At 45.1% G+C, this 17,523-nt stretch carries 14 protein-coding genes; 7 read left to right on the top strand and 7 right to left on the bottom strand.

The features are described 5' to 3' along the window. Positions 1–339 precede the first annotated feature (339 nt). The 5 genes from NL644_RS01210 (at position 340) to NL644_RS01190 (ending at position 7,589) form a co-directional block, all read left to right on the top strand. The gene (locus NL644_RS01210) at positions 340–1,458 is read left to right on the top strand and encodes a polysaccharide export protein (RefSeq protein WP_006740798.1); all 1,119 of its coding nucleotides are present in this window, start codon (positions 340–342) and stop codon (positions 1,456–1,458) included. 130 nt (positions 1,459–1,588) lie between these two features. Continuing rightward, positions 1,589–2,029 carry a phosphotyrosine protein phosphatase gene (locus tag NL644_RS01205; RefSeq protein ID WP_047009636.1) on the top strand — a complete coding sequence of 147 codons (441 nt, stop codon included), beginning with the start codon at positions 1,589–1,591 and terminating at the stop codon, positions 2,027–2,029. Between the two features lie 55 nt (positions 2,030–2,084). Next, entirely contained in the window at positions 2,085–4,250 is a 2,166-nt protein-coding gene (locus NL644_RS01200; RefSeq protein ID WP_134646152.1) for a polysaccharide biosynthesis tyrosine autokinase, read from the top strand. Between the two features lie 366 nt (positions 4,251–4,616). Beyond that, positions 4,617–5,882, top strand: a complete 1,266-nt coding sequence (locus NL644_RS01195) for a DUF1835 domain-containing protein (protein WP_253657883.1) — start codon at positions 4,617–4,619, stop codon at positions 5,880–5,882. A gap of 402 nt (positions 5,883–6,284) precedes the next feature. Beyond that, a complete protein-coding gene (locus tag NL644_RS01190; RefSeq protein WP_005397791.1) occupies positions 6,285–7,589 on the top strand; it encodes a dicarboxylate/amino acid:cation symporter in 1,305 nt (434 codons plus the stop codon). 104 nt (positions 7,590–7,693) lie between these two features. Here NL644_RS01190 and NL644_RS01185 read toward each other — a convergent pair whose 3' ends face one another. The 4 genes from NL644_RS01185 to NL644_RS01170 all read right to left on the bottom strand — a co-directional run bounded on the left by NL644_RS01185 (position 7,694) and on the right by NL644_RS01170 (position 10,572). Next, positions 7,694–8,068: a YkvA family protein gene (locus NL644_RS01185; protein WP_074190348.1), complete on the bottom strand. Its 375-nt coding sequence runs from the start codon at positions 8,066–8,068 to the stop codon at positions 7,694–7,696. 165 nt (positions 8,069–8,233) lie between these two features. Further along, the gene (locus NL644_RS01180) at positions 8,234–9,358 is read right to left on the bottom strand and encodes a M20 family metallopeptidase (protein WP_253657882.1); all 1,125 of its coding nucleotides are present in this window, start codon (positions 9,356–9,358) and stop codon (positions 8,234–8,236) included. A gap of 9 nt (positions 9,359–9,367) precedes the next feature. Continuing rightward, on the bottom strand, positions 9,368–9,835 hold the full coding sequence (locus tag NL644_RS01175) for a YjiG family protein (RefSeq protein ID WP_005458317.1): 468 nt from the start codon (positions 9,833–9,835) through the stop codon (positions 9,368–9,370). Next, positions 9,835–10,572: a nucleoside recognition domain-containing protein gene (locus tag NL644_RS01170; protein WP_104970429.1), complete on the bottom strand. Its 738-nt coding sequence runs from the start codon at positions 10,570–10,572 to the stop codon at positions 9,835–9,837. Before NL644_RS01170 ends, NL644_RS01175 begins: the two co-directional genes overlap by 1 nt. Positions 10,573–11,020: 448 nt before the next feature. Here NL644_RS01170 and NL644_RS01165 point away from each other — a divergent pair, with 448 nt between their 5' ends. Together NL644_RS01165 and NL644_RS01160 are read left to right on the top strand one after the other, a co-directional pair. Beyond that, positions 11,021–11,308 (top strand): hypothetical protein, encoded by a 288-nt coding sequence (locus NL644_RS01165; protein ID WP_164666039.1) that lies wholly within the window; start codon positions 11,021–11,023, stop codon positions 11,306–11,308. A gap of 96 nt (positions 11,309–11,404) precedes the next feature. Next, a complete protein-coding gene (locus NL644_RS01160; protein ID WP_253657881.1) occupies positions 11,405–12,121 on the top strand; it encodes a DsbA family protein in 717 nt (238 codons plus the stop codon). A gap of 67 nt (positions 12,122–12,188) precedes the next feature. Here NL644_RS01160 and NL644_RS01155 read toward each other — a convergent pair whose 3' ends face one another. The 3 genes from NL644_RS01155 to glgB all read right to left on the bottom strand — a co-directional run bounded on the left by NL644_RS01155 (position 12,189) and on the right by glgB (position 17,505). Next, entirely contained in the window at positions 12,189–14,249 is a 2,061-nt protein-coding gene (locus tag NL644_RS01155; protein ID WP_253657880.1) for an alpha-amylase, read from the bottom strand. 180 nt (positions 14,250–14,429) lie between these two features. Further along, the gene (gene mtgA / locus NL644_RS01150; protein WP_005396756.1) at positions 14,430–15,107 is read right to left on the bottom strand and encodes a monofunctional biosynthetic peptidoglycan transglycosylase; all 678 of its coding nucleotides are present in this window, start codon (positions 15,105–15,107) and stop codon (positions 14,430–14,432) included. A 151-nt stretch (positions 15,108–15,258) separates the two neighbouring features. Further along, positions 15,259–17,505: a 1,4-alpha-glucan branching protein GlgB gene (gene glgB, locus NL644_RS01145; RefSeq protein ID WP_181869470.1), complete on the bottom strand. Its 2,247-nt coding sequence runs from the start codon at positions 17,503–17,505 to the stop codon at positions 15,259–15,261. Positions 17,506–17,523: the final 18 nt, after the last annotated feature.

Genomic DNA, 17,523 nt, shown 5'->3' with positions numbered 1-17,523 from the left:
TACTTGTGCAAAATCATGCATTCATCTCAATAACGTTAAATAGACACAATTTTGTCATGTATTCGTCAGTATTTTTTTAAGTATCTTGTTGCCTTTATTGCAACCAGATGGATAATAGTTGACTATTTTTTGTGGGTCAGATTTTTACACCTTCATTAATGAAACTAAGAGCTCTAAGTCGCTAGCAGCCATTTGGAGTGTTTATTACACAAATAATTCTGAATGGACTCGCTTTCTAAAGGCTTAAAACTGCAGTAAATCGTCAACATTGATGAAATGCAGTTCAATTAGAATGAACCAATTTCAGTCGGCAAACTTTCTTTCGGTAGTTATAAACCAATGAACACATTTAATAAATTTTTGGGGATATCAGTACTTCCTATCCTTCTTACAGGGTGTACTCTGCCTGGTAGCCACCTTTCGGTCAGTGACAAAACAGTAATGAGCACTGAATCGAGTGATATAGAATCGCAGGTTACGGTTTATCCTTTAACTTTGGAGCGAGTGACCTCTTTAAATTCAATAGATCCTTTTTCAAAGCCAAATCCAGAGTTAGATATTGAAATCGCCAAGTATGAATACGAAGTAGGACCTGGCGATATCTTAAATATTACTATTTGGGACCACCCAGAGCTCACGATCCCAGCTGGCTCATATCGTAGTTCAGCCGAAGCAGGTAACTGGGTGCATTCGGATGGCACGATCTTCTACCCTTACATTGGCGTTGTACACGTTGAAGGTAAAAACGTTCGCCAAATTCGTGCAGACATTGCCAACCGTCTTGCAAAATACATTGAGAGCCCGCAAGTCGATGTAAGCGTTGCAGCTTTTCGTTCTAAAAAGACTTATGTGACTGGCGAAGTGAACAAGCCTGGGCAACAACCAATCACAAACATTCCTCTTACACTTCTTGATGCCGTAAATAGAGCAGGCGGACTGGCAGCCGAAGCCGATTGGCGTAATGCAACACTGACGCGAAACGGTGTGGTTGAAAATGTATCTTTATACGCTCTGATGCAACAAGGCGACTTAACTCAAAACCGTCTTCTAAAGCCCGGTGATATTGTTCATATTCCCCGTAACGATGCACAAAAAGTATTTGTTATGGGCGAAGTTAACGATCCAAAACTACTCAAAATTGATCGCAGCGGTATGAGCCTTACTGAGGCTCTAAGTAGCGTTGGTGGTATTAATGAAATCTCCGCCGATGCTACTGGCGTTTTCGTCATCAGACGTTCAAAAGAAGAAGCTAAAATGGCGGACATCTATCAGTTAGATGTTTCTGATGCTTCTGCTTTGGTGATTGGAACAGAGTTTGATCTCAACCCATACGACATAGTCTATGTAACAGCCGCGCCTGTTAGCCGTTGGAACCGCGTTATTGCTCAACTTGTTCCAACCATTTCCGGCTTTAACGAATTAACCGAAGGTGTACTACGAGTACGCACTTGGCCGTAAAAACGACATGCAGCAAGAAAGTTATCTCTTGCGGTACGCATTCAATAGTTACGTAGCTCAATTGTGCAATATAAAGAAGCAAGCAATTCAGTTGGGATCATAGGCATACAATTTAAAATAGGGTAAGCATTTGTTTTCTAATATTCTTGTCGTCTGTGTAGGTAATATTTGCCGCTCTCCAACAGGAGAGCGGCTTTTGCAGTCTTTACTACCAAACAAACATGTCGCGTCAGCGGGAATCGCGGTGGATAAAAGTCATTTAACAGGAAAAGCTGCTGATGATATGGCAACCACCATCGCGAACGAACATGGCGTAAGCTTAGATGGACACGAAGCACGACAATTAACACCTGAGCTTTGCGCTCAATACGATCTGATATTGGTTATGGAAAAAGGTCATTTAGAAGCCTTAACCAAAGTCGCTCCTGAGGCACGAGGCAAAACGATGCTGTTTGGACAATGGATAAATGAAAAAAACATCCCTGATCCATACAGACAAAGTAGAGAAGCCTTCGAACATGCTTATACGCTTATAGAAAAAGCAGCAAAAGCGTGGTCTCAAAAACTATAAGCCGCAAGGCTAAATAAATAAACGCCAATGGCAAGGTATTTAAGAAGTTAAAGTAATGACAACACAAACTATTAAGCAATCACGTCAAGCCGACGATGAGATCGATTTGGGAAAGTTATTTGGGATCATTCTTGATGCCAAATGGCTCATTCTATGTACCGTAGTCCTATTTTCAATTATAGGCGTCGGCGTTGCCATTCTATCAACACCTATCTACAAAGCTGACGCTCTTATCCAAATTGAAAGTAAGAGCTCCGGTGGTATTTCAGCGATGGTTGGTGATATGGGAGAGCTGTTTTCAGCAGAGTCATCAGCGACAACAGAAATTGAGATCATTAAATCTCGTATGATTTTGGGTGGTACAGTTGATAAGTTCAACTTAACCACGGTCGTCTCTCCGAATTACATGCCTATCATCGGTAAGGGCTTAGCTCGACTGCAAGGCGAACAAATCAGTCTGAGCGTTTCACGATTTAATACCCCTTCTTACGCAGTTGGAATTCCTCTAACTCTCGAAGTTATTGATTCTGAAAAACAGACGTTCAAACTTATAGAAGATAACAATAACGTCATTTTAGAAGGTAAGGTTGGCGAGCTCATTGAAAAGAACGGCTATCAATTCTTAGCTACAGAAATGATAGCGCAGGAAGGCGCTTCGTTTACCGTGAGTAAAATCAGCAAATTAGATGCAATCAATGCACTGCAACAAAACTTATCGATTAGCGAACGTGGTAAGCAAACCGGGATTATTTCTTTAAGCTTCTCTGGTGAAGATCGCGCTAAGATTCAAGCTATCTTGAACGACATTAGCCAGAACTACTTCTTGCAAAACGTTCAAAGAAACTCAGCAGAGGCAGAACAAAGTCTCGAGTTCTTGAAAGGCCACCTTCCTGACATCAAAACAAAACTGACCGCTTCTGAAGACGTTTTAAATCGATTCCGTCAAGAAAATGAATCTATCGACTTAGGCCTTGAAGCTCAATCAACGCTGAAAGTGATGGTTGAATTAGAAGCGCAGTTAAATGAGCTGACATTCAAAGAGAGTGAAATCAGCCAGCGCTTTACACAAGATCACCCGGCTTATAAGTCTCTGCTTGATAAACGTGAGACGCTACTCAAAGAGAAAGAGCGTCTTAATAAACAAGTTCAAAAGTTACCGAAAACACAGCGTGAAGTTCTACGCATGACGCGCGATGTAGAAGTAAACCAACAAATCTACATCCAGCTATTGAACAAGGTTCAAGAGCTCAACATCATTAAAGCAGGAACCGTTGGCAACGTTCGAATCTTAGATAACGCTCAATCGTTCTCGAAGCCAATCAAGCCGAAAAAAGCGCTTATCGTTGTGCTAGCAACACTGCTTGGCGGCATGGCAGGCGTGGCTTTCGTATTAATTCGTGCGGCATTCCACCGTGGTGTAGAAACACCAGATCAAATTGAGCAGATTGGTATGCCTGTTTACGCTAGCGTTCCAAAATCTATTCAACAACTGGAATTTGCAAACAAGCTTAAACGAAACAAAGGCAGCAACGATGAGCTAGTCCTTCTTGCTGAAGCTAACCCGGCCGATCTTTCCATCGAGGCCCTGCGTAGTCTTCGTACTAGCCTGCACTTTGCGATGATGGAAGCGAAGAACAATGTTCTTATGATTTCAGGTCCAGCACCATCTATCGGTAAAACGTTCGTATCGACAAACTTTGCAGCCGTCGCTGCGAAAACAGGTCAGAAAGTACTGCTTATCGATGCGGATATGCGTAAAGGTTATTTGCAGCAATGTTTTGGTTTACGTTGGGATAACGGCCTTTCTGATTATTTGAGCGGCAAGACATCCCATAGCAATATTATTAAATCAACATCCATCGACAATCTAGATGTGGTTACTCGTGGCCAAGTACCACCAAACCCGTCAGAGCTTTTGATGCATCCTCGCTTTAAGAGCTTTGTTGACGAAATGTCGGCGCAGTACGATCTTGTGATCATCGATACGCCGCCTGTACTCGCGGTTACCGACCCAAGCATTGTTGGTGCAATCGCAGGAACAACACTGATGGTAGCTCGTTTTGATCAAACGACTTTGAAGGAAATTGAAGTCGCACAAGGCCGCTTTGAACAATCCGGCGTGGAAGTAAAAGGCGTGATTCTAAACGCCGTAGAGAAGAAAGCGTCAAACTCATACGGATATGGTTACGGTTACTATAACTACGCTTACAAGAGCGAGTAATTAATATCTACATGTATTACAAAGCCCTGCTAGACCTAGCAGGGCTTTTTTATTACTGGATCCTGTAATGCATATCTACTAGAAAACGGATGGTCTTTAACATCTACATAGGCATTGGCTGTCAAACTATTCAGCACTTCTTTAATGGGGCTGATATTTTGTGATGCGGTTCTCTCATGAATAGTTGCATGATGGATTGTGAAACCCTACTATCAGTCTGCTCACGCCTAAAGCCCCCAACACTCGCGGAAAGAACTTGGTTCACGGCAACTCTTCCACCCTGCTCTGTATAGCAGGAACAACCTGTTTTTACCTTCTTTTTAGCTTCTATTTAGGCGAGTGTGGAAGAGATAAGAAAGGTGAAAAATGAACTCTACAAATAGCTTCTTAATCAACATTAACCAACAAAAATCCGTTGCTAAAAAAAGGCTCAAAGCTATACGTCAACACGATGATGAGATGTTGGATCGAGTTAAGCGATTTCACTCCAAACCAGAATCATTAGCTCCCAATACAATTCAATTAGCTGACGTTCAACATTCGCTAGCCAGAGAATTAGGTTTACCAAGTTGGAGTAAATTAAAAGCGCATGTCGAAGAGTTAGAAGCTCACAAAGACGCCATCAAAAATCACTTCCCTCCTCTTGATAGCGAACTAAAAACGCTCCATGTCCGCTGTGGGCATGATATTCAGCAACGGCATAAAGACAGCGGATTCGAGGGGACATTTTTAGCCCTAATAGATCCGCTTTGTATTGGCCCCATACCAGCAACACCACAAAACTTCCTTGCCATTCGTGCCCAATATGTCTTAGAGACTCTGCTGCCCGTGATGAAGCGTGAAGACTCAGTGCAAGATATTGTCAAATTTGAGCAAGCTAATATTGATACGCTACTCAGTGATACATTTGAACGAATCGTCTTTTGGGTCGAGCATGACAGCTATGACCAATTAATGCTGATTCGTGCCCTAACGTTGTTAGAGAATGTAGAAAACAAGGTGATAGAGATCATTGAATTGAACCAGTTCCCTGGCACTGAGCGATTCATCGGTTTAGGGCAGTTGCCTAAAGAGGCTATTCGCGCTTGTTGGCAATACCGTAAACCCGTGACAGCCAAATTATTCAGTCAGGCTAAACATTCCTGGCACGCTGTCACATCACCGACCCCCATCTCTATGGTTAATTTGATCGAGCAGCATGATCTAGATTGCTTACCCAATATGCTCAACGTGCTAATACGCCATATGCAAGAGTTACCTCATTCACAAACAGGATTAAGCTTGACTCAGCAGATTGCATTAGAGGTCCTAAGTTCTCAAAATCGTTCAATTCTCATCAAAGATTGGTTTGAGCAATATCAACAACGTGAACCTCTACCTTACTTGGGCGATGTGATGTTTTACGCCTTACTCCTCCCTCTAGCACAATGTCAAACGCCTTTAATCACGATTGAGTCACGTGAAAGGGACTGGTGGGAACAGAGCGTCCATATCACTGAGGCTGGTCAGCATTGTTTGGAAGGCTTCATGCTAGCGAAGCAATGCTATTGGGTTGGGGGTATTAGCAATACCAATCAGAATTATTGGAGTTGGGATCACCTCCAATTATCTACATTGACCAACCATCATTGATTCAGCGGATAGGTAACATAAGCAGGGGCATAGACGGCTCGTTAGCCCCTTGTGTTCAGCCCAATACAAAAACAGTCAAAAAGAGACGGCTTCTAGCCTGAATAAAATCTAGATAGTTATGCAAGAGCAACACTCCTTAAAGGTAATATGCACTCCATTTACTACCAAAAATAAATGTAAACACTCCTTCTTATCGGTTGTATGTTCGATAAAAGTGTTAAAATACAAATTTTTCGACCAGTCAAATAGTTAAGATTTGGTTAAAACTCTATTTTTATTAGTGATAAAGTTCACATCTATTAACCATTTAGAGGATTATTCTTTCGTATTTTCTCACTCCACTGCTACTCTGCTCGCCGCTTTGAAGTGAACTCAAGGTGCATAACTATAAGGAGTGTTCTCATGAATACCAAGAAACCGATGTCGCTAACCAGCCGCGTAATTTTGGGTATGGTAGCGGGTATCTTGACAGGATTTGCAATTCGCACACTTTTTGCCGGCAACGGATTTGTCGACGCATACATTGTTAATGGATTATTTGAAGTTGGTGGACAGATCTTCGTCGCCAGCTTAAAAATGCTCGTAGTCCCTCTAGTGTTTGTTTCACTAGTTTGTGGTACTAGCTCCCTCAAAGACCTTTCTACACTGGGTCGCATGGGTGGTAAAACCCTCGCTTTCTACGTTACGACAACGGCTATCGCGATTACGCTTGCTCTAACTATGGGTACTCTGTTCCAGCCAGGTGCTGGCGCTGACCTAACCGCAGCAAGTTCATTCAAATCAGCAGAAGCACCATCTTTGGGTCAGGTGATCATCGATATGTTCCCAACCAACCCTATCAGTGCGATGGCTGAAGGTAAAACCCTGCAAGTTATTGTGTTTGCGGTGCTATTTGGTATCGCGATCAGCGCAGCAGGCAAACCTGGTGAACGTATTGCAGCGTTCTTCTCTGATCTGAATGAAGTGATCATGAAACTGGTTGCGATTTTGATGAACTTGGCGCCTTATGGTGTGTTCTTCTTAATGGCGAAGCTATTTACAGGCCTTGGTCTGGGCGCGATCGTCAATCTGGCAGAGTACTTCTTAGTACTGGCGGGTACGCTTGTCCTGCACGGCCTAGTCACTTACAGCTTAATGTTAAAAGGTTTCACTGGTCTAAATCCAATTACGTTCCTACGTAAGATGGAAGACGCGATCATGTTTGCTTTCTCGACCGCATCATCAAACGCGACGATTCCAGTGACAATGGAAACGGCTAAGCACCGTATGGGGGTTGAGAACCGCGTATCATCGTTCACAGTACCACTTGGTGCAACCGTGAACATGGACGGTACGGCGATCATGCAAGGTGTCGCAACCGCCTTTATTGCTCAAGCCTTCAATATTGATTTAACTATGGGCGATTACCTCATGGTAATCATGACAGCTACATTGGCATCTATCGGTACTGCGGGTGTCCCTGGTGTTGGCCTTGTAATGCTAGCCATGGTATTGAACCAAGTTGGTCTGCCGCTTGAAGGTATCGCGCTCATCATGGGCGTTGACCGTCTACTTGATATGATTCGTACTGCGGTAAACATTACTGGTGACAGTGCAGTTACCGTCATTGTCGCAAAATCAGAAGGTGCATTGGATGAAGCTCGCTTCAACGACCCAATGGCAGGCGTTGCCGAAGAAGAAGTGCATCTTAAACGCGCTGACGCCTAAATCGTTCTACGATTACCATTCTGAAATTATATAGTCCTGTCTAAAAGAAAGCCCCGATGGAAACATCGGGGCTTTTATTTTCTCCGCGTCTAGAAACGCTCTTTCTAATCCGCCATCGAATTCAATTTTTCTCTGGCTCGTTCTTCGTGTTCTTCAGTAATAGCATTGCCGACTGAGTTAGCGGCTAAGGTAAGCGCTGCCATGTCATCGGTAAAGCCGACGCCTGCTAACACATCTGGCACCATATCGGTGGGTAATACGAAGTAAGCCAATGCGCCACCTAAAATCGCCTTATGGCGAACGGCGGTGTTGGAATCTGTCATCGCGAGCCATGATTTTATGCCCATTACGGCAATTTCTTCACCCGCTTTCTTAACCGACCCTTTCATTTTGCGCCAGAATGTTTTCTCATCTGGCGCTTGCATCGTTTGATCTTTGGCGTCTTTCGGCGCCGATTTTACAGACATTGTTGTGCTCATCGTTGCCTCCGAAATTTATGACTGTGGCCAACATATTAATAAATCGAACCTGAACGCAAGATTAATAACAAGAAATGATAGTAAAGTGAAACAAAAACACAGATAGAAAAATCCCCAAACCGAAGTCTGGGGATCGTGATGTTGGGAACTAAGTTGTCGAGTTCGCTACTGAGCTATCTTCTCCAGTACACGCATCAGCATTTTGATACGTGGTTCGATAGACTCAAGCAACAAGTACTCTTGGTCACTGTGGAAACCTGCACCGATAGGTCCTAGACCATCCAAAGTTGGAACGCCAAGAATTGCCGTATTGTTTGCATCAGAGCCGCCACCCACTTCTTTCCAGTTGATGTCGATAGCCAGTTCACTTGCTGCGTCTTCAACTAATGCCATCAGGCTTTCGGTTTGCGCGCTTGGCACCATAGAAGGTTTGTAAGCTTCACGAACCAACTCGATGCTAACGCCATCAACGAATGGTGTTTCCAGCATGCCGTTTAGCTTGCTATCGACATCATCGTATTCTTCATTACTCCAGAAACGCACATCCACGATCGCTTCAGCGTGCTCAGGGACGATGTTTGCGCCGTTACCGCCAGACACAATACCCACGTTTAATGTGGTGCCAGATTCGAAGTTCGTCATGGCATTGATTGCGAGAATCCAGTTCGCCATCTCGGTAATTGCACTGCGGCCATTTTCTGGCTCGTTGCCAGCGTGGGCTGCAATGCCATTAAACGTGATTTTGTAACGCGCCATGCCTTTGCGCGCTTTGACTAAACCGCCGTCTGCACGTGCTGCTTCTGCCACCAATACGTTCTTCGCATTTTTTGCAACAGATTGAATCCAGTCGACCGAATCTAACGAACCGGTTTCTTCGTCTGGGTTCATGCAGATACAAATAGACAGTTTATCCAACACCGCTTGGTCGAGGTTACGCATCGCGTACACAATATTCAGCAAGCCAGATTTCATGTCCGACACACCCGGACCGTACGCTTTGTCAGGGTCTTGAGACATAGGACGTAATCCAGCGGTACCGACAGGGAACACTGTGTCCATGTGACCAATCAGCATCACGTCAACTTGCTCAGCCTCAGGCTTGTTTCGAACTTCAAGACCGATACCCGCTCTGCCACAGTCGATGCGTTTTACGCTCCAACCTGACATCGCTTGGTACTTCCCTTCAAATTGAGAAGCGATGAACTCAATGCCATCAGTGGTGTACGTGCCACAATCGACATTGATGAGAGGACGAAGTTCTTCGAGATATTCATTGAGAGAAAACTGCATGATTGCCCCCTAAACAAACAAGTTCATGACTAGCATTGCGCCAAATGCGTTCAATACGGAAATCGCAATCATAATTGGGATATAACGACCTTCAGTACCGATAGGTCCCATAATTCGCCCCATGTACTGAACCTGTGAGCCCATTAGGTAAATTGCAGGTGCAAGAATCGCAATGTGCGTACCGTTCAAGATGCCTTGGTCAAACAATGTGATAACCACGCCAACTGCGCCGCCCATCGACATCCAAGCACCAATCAGCACCGCAGCCGCTTCACCTGGCAAACCAAAAACCGCCATTACTGGAGAAAATACCGAGCCCATCAAATCCAACGCGCCAGTAATCTGCAACGCTTTAATGATGACAAACGCCATAAGAACGTTAGGCACGGTTGATGTTGTCGCAATAACCCAGCCTTTTTTAGCGCCTTCAACGAAAATATCCGTCACCATCGGCTTACTTACTTTTACATCACTCATTACGCCGTCTCCTCTTTTAAGTTCTCAGATTTGTTTTGCTCTTGCTTGTCTTCTTTACCTTCTGTGATGTTTAGGTAGATACGGAATAAGTTCGCGCCCACAATTTTAAACAAGAACATCACCACAACCGCCAAACCAATAGAAGACGTTACGGCAAGCGAACCATCCGCCATCGTCAGCGTAAACAGCACCGCACCTGAGGAAAAAAAATTAACAATGGTGGCACCAGCGGTGAACTGGAACATAGTGAACACATCGGTTTCGCGTTTGGTGAGGTGACCTTCATCTTTAAGCTGACGAGTCATCGCCGCACCTGCGTCGGTACTTTGCAGCGAAGCGATAAGAGCCAAACCAGAGTTACCTGGGATGCCCATTAGAGGACGTAGAAGAGGAGTAAGAAGCTTACGAGCTGCTTCAAGCGCACCATAGTGCTCAAGTACATTGATCATACCCAGTGCGAACATAACGGTAGGAATCAAAGTAAGTGCAAAAATGAAACCGTCACGTGCACCGCTACCACCAGTACCACGAAGCGACGTTGTTGCAACTTGCACACCGTCAGCCGTTTCGGTGACGCCATAAGCCACCTTGCCGAAAGAGCCATTCAACGTGGTGAAATCAAATACGCCATACCATTCATTCGATTGCATGAGACCAGAAAAGAAGACGACCGCAAACGCCAGTGCAACGTAGCACCCCAGCGTAACCTTGCGCTCGGTTTGAACAGGATTTTTCATAACATTACCTACACATGTGGGACAGGACACATATGTTCACTCGAATAATGTGCTAGAGAGATGATCAAAATCAATCCGCCTGCCGAACATTCTAGCGACTCAGTTATGAAGTTTTGTTTTATGATTTTAATCACATTTGAAAGATAATAAAAATTTGTGCTAACAATTAGGTATATTAATCTATATCGATACCTCAGGACTTCTTCATCAACCCGACCAATGATTCTGACGAATATTGCTTTCTACAACATTCATGACGTACTTCATACTTTGGCATTGAGGCGATATCGATTAACTCGAAAGTAACATTCCATAATGAAATTTAGGTTAGGATTGTCCGGTCATATGCAAACGGCATAAACCAGAATCAACAGGACTAGGCAGCCCATTGTTACGCTCACAACCTAAAATAGCCAAGTGGACACTCGCCCTCGTGTTTTGGGTGGTGATGGTATGTTTAAGCCAAAACTCCGGCTTCTCGAAAAGCTGCCCTAAGGCTCACCAAATACAGAGTCAGCAAGATGAAAGCGTGAATTTATCACCATCTTGCGACCTTTCAGAGAAGCTGGTTCAAGCGTACCAACACCAGTTTGATCATATTCTTATTCCATTTTTTCTGTTTGCTTTGATTGTGGCGCTGCCGATGGCATCCACAGCAATTCGTTATCTGGAATACACAGAACCGATACCGGAAAAGTGTCGGGTTCACCTAAAACTTTGTGTGTTTAGAGAATAAACCTAGCAAGGCGAGAGACCTTCTCGCCTGACTTTTGTACGTATTTTATTCACTTCACATAACAAACAACGAAATCTAAAAGTTTTAGGAAATATTATGACATTCACTCGTACACTTTTGACGTTAATGATGGCTATCGTACCTGCCGTATCTTTCGCATCAGAAAAGACCGCAGAACAAAAGCTAGAGGAAGTTACTCAGATACTAAAAGAGAATCCTCAAATTCTTGATTCATTACACCAAAACCTTCAAGAGTACATTGCGTATCAACAGTCATTTGGAGATACCTTGAAGGAGGTTCGTAACTATCTAAGTGATGGCAAACATTCCTCTTTTGGAGCTGAAAACCCTGAGTTAACCATTATTAACGTAACGGACTACAGTTGCCCTTTTTGTAAACGTTTAGAAGGAGAACTGGTCAAAGTTGGCAAAGAATATCCGCAGATAAAAGTGCTTAACCTCAATGTCTCTTTTAAAGAACAATACGAGAAAAACGGCTACAACTCGGCAAGTTACGCATTAAATGTTTGGCAAAACCAGCGAGATAAGTACGAACAAGTGCATGAGTTACTGGTGAAAAAACCGGGCGCACATGATGCACGTTCGTTAAAACAAATCGCGAAAAAAACGGGGACAGAAGCGCAGCTTGTCGACGACAAAGAGACCAAAGCACTGCTTGATAAGAACTATCAGTATTTCACGCAACTTGGTTTACGCGGCACGCCTGCGTTGATCATTAATGATCAAGTTATTCCTGGCTATGTGCCGTTTGACGAGCTAGAAAAAGTCATCGACCAAGAACTGGCGAACTAAAACAACAAAGCCCTTCCTTGATAACTCAAGGAAGGGCTTTTTATTTATCGACATAAAGAGCGTTTAGTTACTTATCACGTCCTACAAACGCCACGACGACTTTGTCATTGCCAAGCGAACGAGAGAAAACGTACGCACCTTCCTGTTCAATCACTCGATGCTGACCTGCGCCAATGGCAGGGTGTGCTTGACGGAACTGACCAAGGGTTTGCCAATGTTTGAGCAGCGCTTGCTTCTCATCCGATAGTTTCCAAACCATGTCTGAACGTGTGCCTTGGTGGAAATCATCCGCGTAAGGACCAATGTTACGACCTACTTCATCACCATAATAAACCTGAACCGCACCTGGGCTCAGAAGCAGTGCATTCGCGGCGTTACGCTGCATGCCGTAGTCTTTGAAGCGAGAGAAGAACAACTCCGTATCGTGAGAAGACATGTAACTGACTGGGTTGAAGTCTTTCTCGTTCGCGATAGTTTCCGCATAGCTTTGGTAAGTTTCTGCCATTTGGCTAAAGCACGCCGCGCCTTTGTCTAGCTTCTTCTGCATATCGAAGTTGATCAACGCGTCAAAACCATCATCGAAATAAGGGCTGCGATACGCGGTGTGTCCCCAGACTTCGCCCATCATCCAGAACGGCTGACCTGATTTGCCATTTTCTTTACGCCACTGTTCAAGACTGCTTGATGCCTCTTCTTTCAAGCGTTTCCACACATCACCTTCAACGTGCTTCACCGTATCGACGCGATAGCCATCAATGCCAAAGCGTTTCACCCAATCAGTTTGCCACTCAATTAGATAATCCGAGACGGTGTAATTGTCACGCGCCTTTACGCGAGTACCAGGGTTATCCAATAACCATTGCGCTGGCTTCACGGTTTTGTCTGATTCGGTGATAAAGTCAGGCAAACCCGCCAATGACATAGTGATATCACTGCTACCCGGAGCTGGGTATCCCGGTAGACCTGTTCTTACCCAGTCACCGCCCCACCATTTCGCCCAGTTCGGACTCTGATAATCAATATTCTGGTGATAGCTATGCCAACTTTCACCCGCTTTTGGTTGCCAGTCGCCCCATTTCTTGGGCAGATCGGCATTAGGCTTTAACACCTCAATACCGTCAAATTGCAAATCGGTTAACGTTGAGTAACCAGAATGGTTGATAACCGCATCCATCAAGACTTTGAGGCCTCGTTTGTGCGCCTCTTCCACCAGCGTTTTTAAATCTTCTTCGTTACCGAAGTTCTCATCAATCTTGGTGAAATCGCGCGTCCAGTAGCCGTGGTATGCATAAAACGGAAATGAACCACTATCGCCACCACCGACAAAGCCGTGCACTTGCTCAACGATTGGCGACAACCAAATCGCGTCTGTACCTAGGCTCTTAATGTAATCCAGTTTTTCAATCACGCCTTTAAGGTCACCGCCGTGGAAAGTACCGATCTCTTCTTTGCCGTCTTTCTTGCGTCCATAGCTGTTGTCATTGCTCGTATCGGCATTGTTGAAACGGTCAACCATCACGAAGTAAATGTTCGCGTTTCGGTAATCAAATGGCACCGCTTCTTTGGTTTTCTGTACAGGCTCTAGCAGCACTAGGCCGCCAGAGTCTTTACTTGGCGTCAGTGATACTTTCTGTTCTTTCACTTCAACCATTTGACCTGAATAAGCATCTCGTAACTTGGTGCCTTCAGGAAAGCTATCCCCCAGATCGATCGTCACTTCACCGCCTTGGTAAACCTCACATTGCACTTGTGGGATTGGGCGTTTGAATTCAGTTTTGGCGGCTTTCTTAGGTTCACGCTTAAAACGCAGTGTTTTGGCTTCCGCATCAAAAGCAAAAGAGTAATCGCCGGTAAAGCGGATTTTTAACGGCAGTTCCGTTGGTTTTCCGCAGTTCAGCGCAAGAGGTTTGTTGAACTTCACTTTCTGACCATCGGGTGCAACGCAATCACCTTCAACGCCCGTGATTTTAAGCGTGTATCCGTCTTTGGTTAGAGGCACAACCAAAGGCTGCTCTGCACTTAGCGGGAAGTCACGGCTGTTGGTCGTGGTAGAAATGGTGATGTTAGGCTCGGCGATGGCACTTGCCGACGCAAGCAGTAAAGTAGTGGTAATCAGGTTCAGTTTCATCGTTCAGTCCATTGGCAGCACATGGTAACCATGCACATTTATTAGTTTTATTCACACTAATTGTGCCTAGATAAGAAACTGAACACATCATTCTAATTGCCTACGCCCCAAAGGTTGTGACGCTTCACATTTTATTGATATAGGGGCGTAGTTCTATTTAAGCGCAATGTATTGAGGGACTTAAAGTTGCACGCTGCCAAGATTGCTCATTTGGTTCATCGCCCATCTTGTGCGGCGAGCGGTGTAATCACTTTGCGGATAGACTTTGATTCGATATGGGTTTGGCAACACCACGGCTAAACGCGCTGCTTGCCACTTCGAGAGTTGCTTTGCACTGACACCAAAATAATTCTGCGCCGCCGCTTCTGCACCGTAAATACCGGGACCAAATTCAACCACATTTAGATACACTTCGAGAATGCGCTCTTTACTCCACATCAGCTCCATCAGCAAAGCAAAGTAAAGCTCGTAAGCCTTGCGAGCGTAGGAGTGAGAAGGAAACAAAAACACATTTTTCGCGGCTTGTTGGGTAATCGTGCTCGCGCCTCTCGACGGGCCATTGTCACCTGCCTCGGCAATCACGTCGAATAGCGATTCGAAGTCCAATCCATAGTGATGAGGGAATTTTTGGTCTTCGGTCGCAATCACCGCTAACTGCATATTTTTTGAAATACGCGACAAGGGTACCCATTCGTGTTGGCTGCTGTCTGGATAGTTCTTTGGTGGCACAACAATGCGGCTTAGCTTCCATCCCCATATTGGCGGATCGACATATTTCACCACACCAACCAAAACGACTGGGGCGATCAGCAATATCAACACCATTTTAAATAGAAATGACTTAAGCCTTTTCAACATGTGTGGTTCCCCAATGCATTAGCGATTGATGATAAACAAACCAGCGAGCTTGCCTGATTCAATCAGGAACAACAAGTTTTTGAGGTAAAAAATAGGTCAAAAAAAGCCCGATTTACAATGTAAAACGGGCTTAGAATTTGATTAGACTGAATTATTTATTCAGCTTGTAGAACACGGTTGAAAGTGGAGGCAAACGAAGCTCAAGTGATTGAGGCAGTGATTCACTTTCGACTTTTTCCGTTTTCACACTGGTCAGCACTTTAAAATCGCTACCGCCGTATTTGCTGTCGTCCGTGTTCAGCAGTAGTTCGTATTGACCTGCATTTGGAACACCTAAACGGAAACGCTCGTGTGGTACGGGCGTAAAGTTAGTGATGATAAGAATGCGCTCACCATCTTTACTGATACGCTCGTGCGCTAGGATACTCGCATCTGCTTCGTCTTGTAGACGCCACTCAAAACCAGCAGGAACACAATCTTGATCGTGCATCGCCGCTTCATTTCGGTACAAGTGGTTCAAATCTCGCATCAGCTTTTGGACACCTTGATGACGCTCATATTCCAGCAAGAACCATTGCAACTGATCATCGTGGTTCCACTCCGCCGTTTGGCCGATTTCCGCGCCCATGAAGTTCAGCTTTTTGCCCGGTTGACCATACATATAACCGTAGTATGCACGTAGGTTTGCGGTTTGCTGCCATTCATCACCTGGCATCTTGTTATGGATAGAGCCTTTTCCGTACACCACCTCATCGTGAGAGAGAGACAAGACGTAGTTTTCGCTGTGCGCATAAACCAGCGGGAATGTGATGGTATTGTGGTGGTATTTGCGGTGAACAGGATCTTCTTTGATGTATGAAAGACTGTCGTGCATCCACCCCATATTCCACTTGAAGCCAAAACCTAAACCACCCATAAAGGTTGGCGCAGACACCCCCGGAAACGCCGTTGACTCTTCCGCAATCGTCATCGCATTCGGGAAGTGCTTGTACACTTCTTCGTTCATCCATTTTAAGGTTGCGATTGCGTCGTAGTTTTCGTTGCCACCGTCGACGTTCGGTACCCACTGATCGTGGCTACGTGAATAATCGAGATAGAGCATCGATGCGACTGCGTCCACGCGAATGCCATCAATATGGAATTGTTCAAACCAATACAGCGCATTCGATACAAGGAAGCGACGCACATGCTCACGGCCTAAATCATAGATGTATGAGTTCCAATCTTGGTGCCAACCGCGACGCGGATCCGGGTCGTGGAACAGCGGTGTGCCGTCAAAGTTTGCTAAACCGTGGTCATCCGATGGGAAGTGCGCCGGAACCCAATCCAGCACCACACCGATACCAGCTTGGTGACATGTATCCACGAAGAATTTGAAATCATCAGGTGAGCCAAAACGGCTGGTTGGCGCAAACAAGCCAACGGGTTGATAGCCCCATGAACCGTAGAATGGATGCTCAGACACAGGCATCAGCTCAACGTGGGTGTAGCCCATATCCACAAGGTATGGCACCAACTGCTCCGCGAGTTCGCGGTAGTTGAGGAAATCGCCTTTCTCGTTGCGCTTCCATGACCCAGCATGCAGCTCATAAAACGATAACGCTTCATCACGCTTTTGTGTCACTGCGCGATTTTGCCATTTCGCATCTTGCCATTGGTAACGCTTGTGATCGTAAGTAATGGATGCGAACGATGGGTACTGCTCAGAGTAAAAGCCCCAAGGGTCTTGTTTGTGTGGCAGCCCTTCCCCATTTGGCCCTTTGAGCTCAAATTTGTACTGAACGCCTTCTTCTAAGCCAGGAATGAACAAGCCCCAAATGCCATAATCTAAACGTTGCATTGGGTGACGACGACCGTCCCATTGGTTGAAGCAACCCACAAGGCTAACAGCCGATGCATGCGGTGCGTAGACAAGGAAGCGAACACCGGAGATGTTTTCACCGCCACGTTCTAGCGTGACAAAGTGTGCGCCCATATAGTGATACATGTCTTTGGGCGTATGCAGATGCTCGTACTCTTGGTAAATATTGTGGTACTGGTACGGGTCATCAATAATTTGTTCAACACCATTCCAATCGACCGCCAAAAGGTAGTGGGTCAGGTGTAAATCGCGTTGTTCTTTTAAGATAAAACCGCTGTCACCATCACGCTCAAGCGCCACGCGAGGTTCGCCATTAACAAGCAGTTCAACCTTGTTTGCGCCCGGCATCCACACTCGCAGCGATCCTTCGCCATCATCAATGAATGGCCCCAACGCCGAAAATGGGTCTGAGTAAGCCGCCTCAGCAAGCAGTTCATATGCGCGTTCGTGTTGTTTCTTTATTTTCTTGGTTTTGGTGGTTTTCAAATCTTTCTCCCTAGAGCCAATATCCTTTTCAAGACCAGAAATCTGAATCAAACATCGGTTTCTCCACAG

The sequence above is a fragment of the Vibrio sp. Y10_XG_PY6 genome (assembly GCF_024181795.1).
Taxonomy (GTDB): Bacteria; Pseudomonadota; Gammaproteobacteria; order Enterobacterales; family Vibrionaceae; genus Vibrio; species Vibrio diabolicus.
Note: the sequence above shows the minus strand (reverse complement) of the source record. Positions and strands in the feature narration are given on the sequence as shown.

Bases quoted from the DNA above. Each gene is read 5' to 3' on its own strand.
- NL644_RS01195 (WP_253657883.1), top strand. From the start codon at position 4,617: ATGAACTCTACAAATAGCTTCTTAATCAACATTAACCAACAAAAATCC.
- NL644_RS01160 (WP_253657881.1), top strand. From the start codon at position 11,405: ATGACATTCACTCGTACACTTTTGACGTTAATGATGGCTATCGTACCT.
- NL644_RS01165 (WP_164666039.1), top strand. From the start codon at position 11,021: ATGGTATGTTTAAGCCAAAACTCCGGCTTCTCGAAAAGCTGCCCTAAG.
- NL644_RS01200 (WP_134646152.1), top strand. From the start codon at position 2,085: ATGACAACACAAACTATTAAGCAATCACGTCAAGCCGACGATGAGATC.
- NL644_RS01155 (WP_253657880.1), bottom strand. From the start codon at position 14,249: ATGAAACTGAACCTGATTACCACTACTTTACTGCTTGCGTCGGCAAGT.
- NL644_RS01170 (WP_104970429.1), bottom strand. From the start codon at position 10,572: ATGAAAAATCCTGTTCAAACCGAGCGCAAGGTTACGCTGGGGTGCTAC.
- mtgA (WP_005396756.1), bottom strand. From the start codon at position 15,107: ATGTTGAAAAGGCTTAAGTCATTTCTATTTAAAATGGTGTTGATATTG.
- NL644_RS01175 (WP_005458317.1), bottom strand. From the start codon at position 9,835: ATGAGTGATGTAAAAGTAAGTAAGCCGATGGTGACGGATATTTTCGTT.
- NL644_RS01210 (WP_006740798.1), top strand. From the start codon at position 340: ATGAACACATTTAATAAATTTTTGGGGATATCAGTACTTCCTATCCTT.
- NL644_RS01185 (WP_074190348.1), bottom strand. From the start codon at position 8,068: ATGAGCACAACAATGTCTGTAAAATCGGCGCCGAAAGACGCCAAAGAT.
- NL644_RS01190 (WP_005397791.1), top strand. From the start codon at position 6,285: ATGAATACCAAGAAACCGATGTCGCTAACCAGCCGCGTAATTTTGGGT.
- NL644_RS01180 (WP_253657882.1), bottom strand. From the start codon at position 9,358: ATGCAGTTTTCTCTCAATGAATATCTCGAAGAACTTCGTCCTCTCATC.